This window comes from Gemmatimonadota bacterium (assembly GCA_016720805.1).
Lineage (GTDB): Bacteria > Gemmatimonadota > Gemmatimonadetes > Gemmatimonadales > GWC2-71-9 > Palsa-1233.
In genome coordinates this window covers 158,930-172,001 of record JADKJZ010000002.1, presented here as the reverse complement: position 1 = coordinate 172,001, position 13,072 = coordinate 158,930, and the positions used below count along the sequence as shown (strand labels likewise).

10 protein-coding genes are annotated in these 13,072 nt (G+C 68.6%); 4 read left to right on the top strand and 6 right to left on the bottom strand.

Features of this window, described 5'->3' with window-relative positions; genetic code table 11:
* The first annotated feature begins 25 nt into the window (after positions 1 to 25).
* The 4 genes from IPP98_03980 to IPP98_03965 all read left to right on the top strand — a co-directional run bounded on the left by IPP98_03980 (position 26) and on the right by IPP98_03965 (position 4,874).
* Positions 26 to 430, top strand: a complete 405-nt coding sequence (locus IPP98_03980; protein ID MBL0178271.1) for a VOC family protein — start codon at positions 26 to 28, stop codon at positions 428 to 430.
* Positions 431 to 1,465: 1,035 nt separating this feature from the next.
* Positions 1,466 to 2,647 (top strand): glycosyltransferase family 4 protein, encoded by a 1,182-nt coding sequence (locus tag IPP98_03975; protein ID MBL0178270.1) that lies wholly within the window; start codon positions 1,466 to 1,468, stop codon positions 2,645 to 2,647.
* Complete coding sequence (locus IPP98_03970) at positions 2,644 to 3,894, top strand: glycosyltransferase family 4 protein (protein ID MBL0178269.1); 1,251 nt, start codon at positions 2,644 to 2,646, stop codon at positions 3,892 to 3,894. The genes IPP98_03975 and IPP98_03970 overlap by 4 nt, the downstream gene beginning before the upstream one ends.
* An 8-nt stretch (positions 3,895 to 3,902) precedes the next feature.
* Positions 3,903 to 4,874, top strand: a complete 972-nt coding sequence (locus IPP98_03965; GenBank protein ID MBL0178268.1) for an NAD-dependent epimerase/dehydratase family protein — start codon at positions 3,903 to 3,905, stop codon at positions 4,872 to 4,874.
* Between the two features lie 19 nt (positions 4,875 to 4,893).
* Here IPP98_03965 and IPP98_03960 read toward each other — a convergent pair whose 3' ends face one another.
* The 6 genes from IPP98_03960 to IPP98_03935 all read right to left on the bottom strand — a co-directional run bounded on the left by IPP98_03960 (position 4,894) and on the right by IPP98_03935 (position 13,072).
* Entirely contained in the window at positions 4,894 to 6,936 is a 2,043-nt protein-coding gene (locus IPP98_03960; GenBank protein ID MBL0178267.1) for a hypothetical protein, read from the bottom strand.
* Positions 6,933 to 8,372, bottom strand: a complete 1,440-nt coding sequence (locus tag IPP98_03955; protein MBL0178266.1) for a hypothetical protein — start codon at positions 8,370 to 8,372, stop codon at positions 6,933 to 6,935. The genes IPP98_03960 and IPP98_03955 overlap by 4 nt, the downstream gene beginning before the upstream one ends.
* 53 nt (positions 8,373 to 8,425) lie before the next feature.
* Positions 8,426 to 9,904, bottom strand: coding sequence for a hypothetical protein (locus IPP98_03950; protein MBL0178265.1), 1,479 nt, complete (start codon positions 9,902 to 9,904; stop codon positions 8,426 to 8,428).
* Positions 9,905 to 9,957: 53 nt separating this feature from the next.
* Positions 9,958 to 10,869 (bottom strand): decaprenyl-phosphate phosphoribosyltransferase, encoded by a 912-nt coding sequence (locus IPP98_03945; protein MBL0178264.1) that lies wholly within the window; start codon positions 10,867 to 10,869, stop codon positions 9,958 to 9,960.
* Between the two features lie 65 nt (positions 10,870 to 10,934).
* A complete protein-coding gene (locus IPP98_03940) occupies positions 10,935 to 11,645 on the bottom strand; it encodes an HAD hydrolase-like protein (GenBank protein ID MBL0178263.1) in 711 nt (236 codons plus the stop codon).
* Positions 11,642 to 13,072, bottom strand: coding sequence for a flippase (locus tag IPP98_03935; GenBank protein MBL0178262.1), 1,431 nt, complete (start codon positions 13,070 to 13,072; stop codon positions 11,642 to 11,644). The genes IPP98_03940 and IPP98_03935 overlap by 4 nt, the downstream gene beginning before the upstream one ends.

The window sequence follows — 13,072 nt, the reverse complement described above, 5'->3', positions numbered from 1 at the left end:
GCCTACGACACACTCAGGGGGAGCGATGGCACGGATCACCGGCATTGGCGGCGTCTTCTTCAAGAGCACGGGCGACCACGCCGCGCTCGGCGCGTGGTACAAGCAGCACCTGGGGCTGTCGCTGGAGGATTGGGGCGGTGCCATCCTCAGCTGGCCTGATGACAAGGCGAGCGATGGCGGGCTGACGGTCTGGAATGCGGCGGCCAAGGACACGAAGTGGTTCAGCCCGAGCACGTCGGCCTTCATGATCAACTATCGCATCGACAACATGGACGAGATGCTGTCCCAGCTCCGGGCCGGCGGCGTCGAGATCCTCAAGGGCCCGGAGTCGCACGAAAACGGCAAGTTCGCGTGGATCATGGACCCGGATGGCAACAAGGTCGAGCTCTGGGAGCCGATGGCCTGGGACGACAAGAACAAGGAGGGGTGAGGGCACCACCCGGGGTACCGGCAGGCGGGGAGCCGCCGAGGGTGATTCCGGCCGCAGGATCGGCGCAATTCCTGCGTTGGGTATCGGACCGGCCGGCGTGCCAGCCGGTGACTGTTTCCATTCACCGGCCGATGCCGGACCCGTGACGGAGGGCGACGATGACGCGTTGGCGCATGGGCTGGGCGGGGCCCCGGCCTGGCGCCCAGCGGAGCCGGCCCTCCGTGCATACCAGACGCCCCTCGGCAACGCCATCCGTGGGTCCCATCGACACCCGCGACTCTGCCTGTCGCCCAGCTCACCAATTGCACCAGTTGTCACCCGATGGCGGCGTGCCAACGCGGCCCCGCTCATGGCCAGGCCGGCCACCCCCCCGACCGATCCTGCTTCGCAGCTGCGGCAACCCTTGCGCGGCGGACACGCGACCTGTCGTTCCTTTCGGGGGCGGTCCTGGTCACCGCCGGCGAGCCAGGCCGGCCGCCCCGCGGGGCGCACGGCCGCCGGCCGGCCGCCTTCCGGGTGCGCCGCCGCGAAGCCCCGTGAGGCCGTATCGCGCCGACCCCCCCCCCGCCCCGTCCGTCGACCCGGCGTACGGCCGGGCCCGGTCCGCACCGGCGCGACACGCAAGCCCCTGTCTGAAGACTCCCCGTGCGTGTCCCCACCCCGTCCCCAACCGCCGCCGCAGGCCGCGCGCGGGGCCAGGACCCCCGGCCGGCATGGCCTCCCCTCAAAGCGAGCCCCACCAGCCCCCCGCGCGCCCCCCCCCCCCCTCCCCCGAGCGCCCGCCCCCCCGGCACAGGTCCCCCCGGCCGCCCCGGGGGCCCGAAGGCCGCGGCCGCGCCCGACACCGCGTCCCCCCCCCCAGGCATGGAAGATGCTCTCCCATATGTCCGACAGGCGATCAGGCCTGAGCATTCTGTGGCATCACCTCCTCAGGAGCACCATGACCGTTGCGATGACGCCTCAGGCGGAGTCGTGCCTGCCCCTGGCCGAGCCGAACCGAGGCGGGCTATCGGCTGGCCGGACGCGGGTGGCCAGGTGAGTCTCCGGATTGGCGTCGACGCGACCTGCTGGGCCAACGCGCGTGGGTATGGCCGCTTCACGCGCGAGTTGGTGACGGCGATGGTTCACACCGCCCCGGAGGACGAGTTCGTCTGTTTTCTCGACGAGCGCGCCCGGGCGGTGTTCACCCTCGATGCCCCAAACGTCCGGACGATCGTGGTCCCGCAGCATGTCTCGCCGACCACCGCCGCGAGTGCCGATTCGGCGCGGTCGCCGGCCGACATGCTGCGATTCACACGGGCGGTCAGCCGTCACCGGCCTGATGTCTTCTTCTCACCGACGGTGTACACCTACTTCCCCTTGCCGCTTCGGTTACCGGCGGTCGTGACGGTGCATGATGCGATCGCCGAGCGCTTTCCCGAACTCACCCTCCCATCGCGCCGCGCGCGGCTCTTCTGGCGCGCCAAGGTGGGGCTTGCCCTCCGTCAGTCGCGGTTGGTCCTGACCGTGTCCGAGTACGCCGCGCGCGAAATCACCGAGGTGCACCACGTGGCGCCCCACCGGCTCCGCGTGGCGCCGAATGCGCCGGCAGCGATCTATCGCACCACGCCCACGACTGACGCGATCCATCGCGCGGCCGCGTCGGTGGGGCTGCCGACTGGCGCACGATGGTTTGCGTACGTCGGGGGATTCTCTCCCCACAAGCACGTGGACCTGCTGGTGCGAGCGCATTCGAAGACGGCGCGGCTGCATGGCGACCCGGTGCACCTCCTGCTCATCGGGGCGCGGTCGGGGGATGCCTTTCATGGCGATCAGGCCGCGATCGTCGAGGCGGTGGACGCGGGCGGTACCGCCGCACTGGTGCATTGGACCGGCTTCCTGCCGGACGAGGCGGTGCGAGACCTGCTGGCTGGCGCGCTCGCCGTCGTGCTGCCGTCGGCGTCCGAAGGCTTCGGCCTGCCGCCCGTCGAAGGCGCCGCCACGGGGACGCCAGTGATCGCGACGACCGCCAGTCCCCTGCCCCAACTCCTCGAGGGTGGCGGGATCTTCGTCGCGCCGGGCGACGAGGGCGCGTTGGCCCACGCGCTCGAGCAGATGATGACGGATGAAGCAGCGCGCATGGCGATGGGTCGGCGGGCGCGCGATGGAGCGCTCTCGCTCACGTGGGAGTCGAGTGCACGCGCGGCGCTGGCGGCCCTGCACGAGGCGGCCGCATGAGCGGACTGCGCTTCGGCTTCCTCACGACCTTCTACCCGCCCTACAATTTCGGTGGCGACGGCATCGGAATTCAGCGCCTTGCCCGAGGACTGGTTCGCGCCGGCCACCAGGTCACGGTGATCCACGACGTCGATGCCTACGAGGCGCTCGCGAAGCGACCGGCGCCGCCGGCCGAGCCCGAGCCGGAGGGGCTTGAAGTCATCCCGTTGCGCAGCGGGCTCGGCGTCCTCTCGCCGTTGCTGACGCAGCAGACCGGCCGACCGATCGTGAACGGTCGTCGCATCAAGCGGCTGCTCGACGAGCGGAAGTTTGACGTCATCAACTTCCACAACATGTCGTTGATTGGCGGCCCCGGACTCTTCCCGTACGGCGACGCAGTCAAGCTCTACATGGCACACGAACACTGGCTGGTCTGTCCGACGCACGTCCTCTGGCGGAAGGGACGCGAGGTGTGCACGGGACGGCAATGCTTCAGTTGCCAGCTGCAGTACCGCCGGCCACCTCAGTGGTGGCGCTGGACCGGACACCTCGAACGCAACCTGCGGCACATCGACCGATTCATCGCGATGAGCGAGTTCAGCCGGGAGAAGCACCGGGAGTTCGGCTTCCCGCGCGAGATGGATGTCCTGCCCTACTTTCTTCCCGACGGCGAAGCGGAGGCGCCGGTGGTCGGCAACGCCGCCCCGCACCCCCGGCCCTACTTCCTGTTCGTCGGGCGACTGGAGTTGATCAAGGGGCTGCAGGACGTGTTGCCGTCGTTCGAGGGCGATGGCCCCGCCGATCTGGTGGTAGCCGGCGACGGCGAGTACAGCGAGGCACTGCGCGCGCAAGCTGGGGGCAACCCCCGAGTCCGCTTCCTGGGCCGGGTGCCGAGCACGGAGCTCGCCGCGTGGTATCGTGGTGCCGTCGGGTTGCTGGTGCCGTCGCTCTGCTATGAGACTTTCGGTATCATCCTGCTCGAGGCCTTCCGGCAATCGACGCCGGTGCTCGCTCGGCGGCTTGGCCCGCTGCCCGAATTGCTGGCGGCGTCCCACGGTGGCGAGGTGTTCGCCACCCGCGCGGAGCTCGACGCGGCAATGGCTCGGCTCCTGCATGACCCCGCCTATCGGGCGCGTCTCGCCCTGGCGGGACGCCAGGCCCTGGAGTCGCTCTGGAGCGAGCGGACGGTGATCCCCAGATACCTTGAGATCGTGCAGGCCGCGGCCGCCGATCGCCAGCGTGCGCGAGTGCCTTCTCCCAACTCCTGAGGTCGGACATGCGGTACCTGATTACTGGCGGCGCGGGTTTCATCGGCTCCCATCTCGCGACGCGGTTGATCGACCGAGGCGACGAGGTACTGGTGCTTGACGACCTCTCGACCGGCAGCATGGACAACATCGCGGCATTGGTCGACCGACCGGGCTTCTCCTACCGCATCGGGTCGGCGCTCGACGTGCCGCTCGTCTCGGAGTGCGTGGACCGCTGCGACGTGACGATCCACCTCGCCGCCGCCGTCGGCGTGCGTTTGATCGTCGAACGTCCGGTGCACACGATCGAGACCAACGTCAAGGCGAGCGAAGTGGTGCTCGCGGCCGCGGCGAAGAAGCAGAAGTTGGTGCTGATCGCCTCCACGTCGGAGGTCTACGGCAAGAGCGCCAGCCTCCCGTTCCGCGAGGATGGCGACCTGCAGCTCGGGCCGACGACGCACTCACGGTGGGCGTATGCCTGCTCGAAGGCGCTCGACGAATGGCTGGGCCTGGCCTATTTGCGGGAGAAGGGCGTGCCGGTCATCATCGTCCGCTTCTTCAATACGGTGGGGCCTCGGCAGACCGGGCGCTACGGCATGGTGCTGCCGAACTTCGTGCGGCAAGCGCTGGCCGGCGAACCGATCACCGTCTACGGCACCGGCGACCAGCAACGTTGCTTCGGCCACGTGCAGGATGCGGTGGAGGCGCTGCTGCGATTGATTGGCAATCCGAATGCGATCGGTGGCGTCTTCAACGTCGGCTCGGACGAGGAGGTGTCGATCCGACAGTTGGCGGAGATGGTGCGCGACGCGGCGGGGAGTGAGTCGCCGATCGCGTACGTGCCGTACGCAGAGGCCTATGCGGAGGGGTTCGAGGACATGCACCGCCGGATCCCCGACCTGACCCGGTTGCAGGCCATGATCGACTTCCGCCCGACCACGCCGCTCCGCAGCATCATCGCCGATGTCGTGGCCGAGCAGCGCGCCCGGCCCGAGCGCTAGGAGTCGCTTCGGGCGTCGGTCATTCCGACGGCCCCGTGGGGAACGGTGGAAGTGGTGCCGTCGAGTCGGCACTGAAAGGACCCTGCAGCAACCATGCGCCCCGTGGCTCCCGCGGGGCGACCAGCCGCCACACCGGACGTCCTCGATAGGCGGCCAGGAGTGCCGCTCGAGTGCCGGCATCGCGGTCCCAGGCGATGATGGTGCCGACGCGCTCGTTGACGTCGACCGGGTTGTAGGCGGCCATCGAGGCAAAATCCGGAAATCGATTTCCGCTGACGAGAATCAACCCGCCCGCGGCCTGCGGAGCGTTCGCAAGCACCGCGCCGCCATCGCCTGACATCCCTCGGTAGTGGTCATACTTGTCCGTGGCACGCCACGGATAGAACACCGCCAGGGTACTGAAACTCAGCGCGCCGACGGCCGCGAGCACTCGTCCCTGCCGACGGGGATCGGTTCCCTCGATCGAGCGGATTCCGCTCGCCGCCAAGGCCGTGCAGGGAACGATCACCAGGAACCAGTACCTGGCCCCGAAGTCCGGTCCGCCGCTGAACCAGAAGAGCGAATGGAGACCCACGACAACGAGAATGCTCAGCCACATGAACAAGTCGATGCCTCGGACACGCCGCTGGACGAGCGCCAGGACCACCAGTCCAAGCGATCCGCATGCCCACCCGAAGAGTTCGGTGTTCACCTGGAAGAGATTCAGCAGCGCGTTGATGACGACGTCCGCGGCGCCGTGTCCCGGCAACGGGTCGAGGCCTGGCCAGCCGAGGCCGCGCGTTGGCCCAAACCCGATCTCGTAGCGGCCCGGGCCGTAGACCCGGCGAAAGTACTCCTCGACGGGGAAGGTGAGCGGACGCCCCGTCACGGCAGCGTTGTACGCCAGCCCCAGCGCGCCGGCCATCAGGGTACCCAGTCCCAGGAGCAGCACCGGCGCGATGCGCCGGCGACGCACCAGGAGCACGAGGGTGATCACCCCGAACACGAATGCGAGCGCGACCCCCTCCAAGGGGCGATTCACGCTGGCCAGCCCGATCGCCCCGCCGCCGATCAGGCACCACCACGGTGACCCGCCCCGCCACACGTGCGCCATCGCGAGACCCGCGATCAGGGCCAGCGTCAGGGAAAAGGCGTGACTCATGTAGCTCATGGCGAGGAAGCCGTGCCACGGCGAGAGCGCCAGCAGCAGCGTGGCGATTCTCGCGGTACGCTGCGGCATGACCCGCTGCAGCGTGGCATAGGTCAGCAGGATGTTGACGGCGCCCAGGATCGGGTTGATGGCCCACGGTGCACCGATCGCCATGCCAGCCGCCAGCATCGCCGGCCATCCCGGCGGCATCGCGGAGAACCACCGCGTGCTGTCGATGGTCATCAGGTCGACATCGAATCCGGCCGGCACCGCCGGCGCCGGCATCCACAGCAATCCGTGCGCGAAATACTTTGCCTGCATGTAGAAGGCGACTTCATCGGGAATGTGCGGTCGACCCTGATACGCGGTCACTGCGAGCAGGAGCGAAACGACGAGGACGAACGCGGCAGGACCGAGCGCCCATCGCCAGCTATCAGGGGTGACCGAGTCGGTGGACGGATCACCGAGCCATCGCGCGCTGGCGGTGCCGAGACGCGTCGCGCTCGGCCCGGGCAGCGTGGCCGCGATGAGGAGCACGTTCGCCAACGCCACGAGTTGCACGGCGAAGAGGGCGGCAGACTCCAGAAGATATTTCGCTGGTGAGGCCGACAGCACCGAGCTCGCGCCAAAGACCGCGAGGAGCACCACGACAAGTCGCCGCGGGAAGGAACCTGCGTCCCAGCGGCGCCGACGCGCCCAAAGCCCGATCCCGCCGGCCACGACCGCGGCGTACGCGACGTAGAGGCCGAGCAGCAGAGGCTTGGTGTCGATCAACTGCCCCGGACTGCCCAGATGCTGATAGCCCACCGACGGGCCCGCATCGACCAACTGCAGGAAACTCCCCTGTCCGATCACCAGGGCAACCGACCACGCGATCACGCCGGCCCAGCCCTCGCCGCCCGGGATACGTGCATCAGGGCTGGCTGACGTCACGGGCGCCACGCCACCGTGATGACGCCCTCGACGCCGCTGAAGCGCAATTCGCCGTCGGCCCCGACGGTCGCCTCGGTCGGGCCGGCGGCGGACGGCAGCGCATTGGAGATCGTGTAGCGACCCGCGCGCAGACCCCGGATGGCGAGCGTCTCGGCGCGCTCGGTGTGCAACACAACGACTGGCGCACCGTCGGGGTTGGTGAACCCCACCGGTCGGACCGCCGCGTTGGTGCTGGTCGCCGCGACGCGAAACGCGCCGCGTCGAACGAAGTGAAAGTACTGGCGGAGCGCGCGCGTTCGGCTCCCCATCACGGGAAGGCCACCGGTGATCGTGAAGTACTGGGCGCCGTCGTCCGACGTCGGATACGCGAGCGTATACTGCTGCCACCCCGAGACTTTGGCGATCGTCAGGTCCTTGAAGAGATCCTCCACCCCGCTCCCGATATGCTCAAGCATGGCGGTCCTGAGCCCGAGCGCACTGGCCCGCGCGTGGATCGCCGCGAGGTTGGCATCCGACACGCCACCATACCGGTGGTAGGAGACCTCCTTGAGGTAGGTCATCACCCCGGGCACGGCCACCATCTGGTCGAGATACGGCACCACGTTCGCCATGTTGGTGGTGGACGGGGCGACGAACTCCGGGCGGAATCCCGCGAGGGCGAGCCGATTGCCGGCCGCAACGATGGCCTGTCCAATCAGTGTCCCCACCCACGGCGTGTTGGCGTCCGGCTCGAGGATGACCTCGACGGCGTCCGGCACGAAACCGAACGTGCTCTGCAAGTGCTGGAAGGTCGCGAGGAGGAACTCCGCGTATTCCGCCGGGTCGAGGTGCGCCAGCGTCGTGCTGGGATTGAACGAGACGTAGTTCAGGTTGACATACAGCCGCTCCCCGTTGGCCTCGACACGCTGCCTGAGCGGCAGCACGACGTTGGTGACCGCCCGGTCGATGGCGCTGAAGTGGAACCCCGCCGCGTTGATGACGTTCGGATCCGCATTGTCATTGACCACGAGGTAGCGGCTGTTCCGCCATTCCGACGTGGAGATGGTGCCGGCGCGGTAGGCCGCGTCGGAGTCCACCGGATTCTCGACACCGGACCGGACTTCGAGTCGGAGCCGATTGAGTCCCAGGTCATTGGCGGCAAGGTCCATCAACTGCTGCTGCCACCCCGCGAACCCCGCTTCGTCCTGACCGGCCTGCGTCACGGCCTCCCAGCCCGACATCACCTGGAAGCGCGTCAGCGTGTCCACGGTGATCGTGGCCGTCACCTGCGACGGCGGGGGCGGTGTGCCCGGCGGCGGTGGGGGTGAGGGGATGGGCTGCTGGTCAACGGGCGCGTCGTTGCACGCCATGCACACGACAGACGCGAGCAGCACCGTCGCGCGGGCGACGCTGCGGGGCCCATCCCATGGCGGGCGGAGCAGGAATGGTCGAATCAAGCAATCCTCCGTGAGACGACAGGAACGACGGCGTCAGCCATGTGGCCCACGATTCAACCCGCCTGCGGGCGGCGGAAGCGCCAGATCAGCACCACGCCGGCGGCGAGTCCCAGGATGGCGAGCACGCCGAATGGCTGTACCCCCCCGGCCAGGGCCGGCGCGTAGGCCGCCGCCGTCTTCTGCAACGTGAGCAGAACCGGGAGCGTCGGACCGACGGTGAAGAGCAGCGCCAGGGATGGCGCCACCCCTTCCCGCATCATCGACACCGCCACAGAAATGATCAGTGTCGGTACCACGAGTCCGATGGCGGCCCAGCGCGGCAGCGCGCGCAACACCGGCACGACCAGCAGGAAGAGCAGCGGACCAGCCGGCACCAGATAGCGGACACCGGTATTCCACTGGAGATTGGAGAACTGGTTTGCCGCACTGAAGAGCAGCAACGCGCCCACAGCGATGAGGGCCACGGCCTGTTCGCGGCGGTCAGGATCGGCCGCCACGCGCCGCACGAACGGTGCGGCCAACCCGACCGCCAGCAGTGGGCAGAAGGCAAACAGGCCATAGCGCAGGTCGAGCAGGTTGCGCCAGAGCAATTCCGGATCGGGCAGCGTGACACCATTCCATCCACGCACGCTGAAGTCGGTGGCCGGCATGTACCGCTGCGCCGGGAACCATGGCGAGCCGAAGGCCAACCACTGGTACCCCAGCAACAGGAGCACCGGCCCGATGGCGCCCGCCACGCAGGCGCCTCCCAGTTCGACTGCCCCGCGCGGCCCGTTCCGTTGCCACCCCTCCATCAAGGCCCAACCGCCGAACACCAGCGCCAGTGGCGCGGCGCTGTAGTCCATCAGCAGTCCGGCACCGAGCAGCAACCCCGCCAACGCCCACGGGCCGCGACGGGAGCGTGGTGGCTCCCCATTGGTGGGCCACGTGAGTACGACCCAGGCCCCCAGCACCAGGTGGGCGAGCAGCGCGTTCTGATTGAGGAAGGCCGACCGAAAGAAGATCGGCGTTCCCAAGGCATACAGCAGCGCCATCCAGAGGGCGAGCCGCTCATCGCGGTAGCGTGCCCCGAGATATCGGAACAGCACCACCGCCGCCAGCGCCCCGAGCGGCGCCATGAGGCCGACCTGCGTCACGAGCGCCGCCAGCGCGAGCCGCACGTCCAGCCCGCGTGCGCGCATCTCGTTCATGTAGTTGGTGCGGTTGGGGCGGGGGTCGTTGTAGGCCGTCGGGGGCTTCGGCGCGCCGAGCTCGGGCCGCAGGGCGAACAGCCCCGCAATGAGCGGACGGGCGACTGCATAGGGAATGGCGCCCACCAGCGACGCGCCGGGATTGCTGTTGATGTACGACCCCCGCCCCGGAATCTCGAACAAGTCGGGGTGGAGCCCGAGGTACGGGTCGACGCGCACCGAGAGACGCTCGCCGAGAGAGACGGCGAGGTAGGTCTCACGGACCACGTTGGTCGTCGCGAAGGCGGCGTAGACCAGCCAGACGGTCAGGAAGAGACGAACGGCCGTCGATGCTCGGGTCATGGCTCTCCAGGCGGTGCGGGGCGGGATCGGTGTACCAGCCACTGATCGGGTACTCAGGGACGGTAGAGCACCCACCCGTTGTACACCAGCCACAGCGCGACCGTGGCGAGGAGCCATCGATCGGAGAGCACCGTCTCCGTGGGCGTGCCCTGGTCGCGCTGGTGGACGAGGTAGAGATAGCGGAAGACACCGTAGAGCACGAACGGGATCCCGTAGCTGAGCTCCTCGGTACCGACGCGACGGGCGGTGTCCGACGTCAACGAATACATCAAATACGAGACGATCGTCACGGCCAGGAGCACGGAGGAGATCTGGTCCAGAAACGGCGCGCTGTACTGGGCCAGCACGCTGCGGTGCGTCGCCGACGCATCGCCGAGTGCCGACAACTCGTGGCGCCGCTTGGCAAAGCCGAGATACAAGGCAAGCAGGCCGCCGCAGAGGAGCAGCCACACGGAAGGAGCGACGGCAACGGCCGCGGCACCCGCGAGCAGCCGGAGCACGAAGAAGCTGGCAATTGCGAAGACATCAAGCAGGACGACCCGCTTGAGCCCGAACGAATAGAGCAGATTGAGTCCGAGATAGAGGCCGACCCACCCCGCGGTCTGCCAGTGCGCCTGCTGGGCCAACAACAGCGCGAGGACCGCAAGCAGCCCCGACACCCCCATCGCCTGCCGGGTGGTGATCTGGCCGGCGGCGACTGGCCGCAGCCGCTTGGTCGGGTGGCGGCGATCGGCGTCACGATCGAGCACGTCGTTGAACGCATAGACCGAACTCGCCGCGAGGCAGAAGGCGACGAACGCCAACCCCGCCGAGATCGCCACGTCCACCTCGCGCGCGCGCCCCGAGAAGAGGAGCGGGGCGAGGACGAAGAGGTTCTTGGTCCAGTGGCTCGGCCGCAGGAGCCGGTACCACGGCGCCATGCCGCCCTGCGGGGTGGAGAAGTCTGACCGGTCGGCAATCGCCATGGGGTCCCTCGTGCGCCAGTTCCGTGCCACGGGTCCGCTGCCGGACCGAGGCGAATGAACCACCCCTACCGAGCGGTGGGTCCGGCCCGTGGGCGATCCCACACCGGGGCACCATGCAGCAGCCGGTAGACCAGCCGTTCCACCACCTGGCCCATCCGGATGCTCTGCGGCAACGTCTCCGGGCCGATCGCCGGGAGCTTGAGGCTGCGGACGCCCGCGAGATTGGCGCCGGCAATGTCGGTGAAGTATTGGTCGCCGATCATCACCACGTCCGGTAGTGCGAGACCAAGGTGGTGTGTCACGGCACGCACCAGACCCCCGTGGGGCTTCCGTAGCGGCATCGCACCCGCCGCGGTGCGCTCGACCACCTGCTCGGCCGACCAGGAGTCCTCGCCGTGCAGGATCTCCCGCAGCGCCACCGCATCCTTCCACCAGTATCCCTTCATGACGGGGATCTCCGGGAAGATCGTCCCCAGTTCGCGAAAGCGATCCTCGCCGGCATTGGAGAGGATGGCATGCTGCAGTCCGGGGATCGTTGTCAGCGTGCGAAAGGCGCGGGCGTCGTCGGCCACCGTCGTGTCATGGAACTTGGTGATGGTGCCATCGACATCCCAGATGAGCGCCTTGATCCGGTGGTTCGCCACGAAGTCGGCGTCGAGCAGGTCGAGGGAGCGCAGGTGCCAGGTCGGCCGGAGGTTTCGGAGCACCGACCCGATCTTCGGCAACACCTGCATGATGGTGCCGATCGGCGATTGCCACGCTGCCATCTGGTTCATGGGGTGAGCTCCGGCAGCGCGCCCTTTCTGAGCGTGATACCACCCGCCGCCGTGAGTGCCAGCAGGTAGGTGAGGGCGCCGCCGGCCACGACCAGACCGAGGGGCTGTTCCGTCTGCCACCACACCACGGCGGCCATCGCGACCGCGGCCACGATCACCCGGCGAAAGCGCCACGGCGACGACAACGGCAGCCCGAGCCGGTGCGCATAGCGCGCGGCGAGCGTGGTCCGAAGTACCTCGGTCGCGAGGGTGGCCACCGCGGCGCCCGCCAAGCCCCACCTCGGGATCAGCGAGACATTCAGTGCCACGTTGATGCCCGCCGCCCACGCGGCGGTGAGCATCAACTGGTCTTGCCGTTGATAGGCAATGAGGGCGCTCTGCGAGACGTTGCGAATGAGCGCCACCGGGATCGACCAGAGGAGGATCTGGAGTGGCAACGTGGCGGCCAGATAGTCCGCGCCGAACACCAGGGCGATCAATCGCGGCGCGACCAGTGCGCCGCCGACGGCCACGGGGACCGCCACCGCGAGGACCTGTGCCAAGGAACTGTCGTACAGCGCCGTGACCGCCGACCGCTCCTCCCGCACACGCGTCATCACCGGCAGGAGCGTCATGGTGTAGGTGGCGCCGAGGTTGAGGAAGAAGGAGATCAGGGCGTAGGCCGCCGCGTAGATGCCGACCGCGGCAGAGTCACGGAAGATCCGCAAAAAGATGAAATCGCTGTTGAAGATCGCGAGTCCCAGGAGTGCATGCACGATGAGCGGCCAGGACTGCTGCAGCAGGGCCCGAATTCTTGCCGGCTCCAGCACGGTGTGCAGCGCGCGAAGCGGCGCCGGCAGCAGGCGCAGGAGGAGGATTGCGCCGAGGCCCTCGCCCACGACTTGCGCCATTGGCACTCGACCGAGGTCGTCGGGCCCGCGCACCAACGCGAGCACCAGCACCACGGTGACGCACTCGCTGAGGAGGCGCCCGATCGACGCGCGGCCGGACTGCTCCAACCCCAGATGCACCCACCGGGTCCCGAGCGCGGAGATCGGCAAGGTGAAGGCGTAGGCCGCCAGGATCGCCCCGTCGGGCTGCGGCATCAGGGCACCCACGGCGACCGTGACCACCATGAGGACGACGCCGACCATCAGTCGCGCCCCCAACGTGCTCGGCAGCAACGAAGGGAGGGCCTCCGGGGCAGCGGCGACTTCGCGCACACCCAGCGCGTCGACGCCACAGTCGGTGAGAAAGGTGAGATACAGCATCACCGCCGTGGCAAGGACGATGACGCCGTAGACCGACGCCCCGAGGGTGCGTGCCAGGTAGACGGTGGCGCCGAAGGCGATGATTCGAGCCGCGGCCTCACCGACACCGAGCTTGAGGAAGCTGCGGCCAACCGCGGCGTCGTGGCGAACGCGACCGGGTGCTGGGTGGTGCGTCAC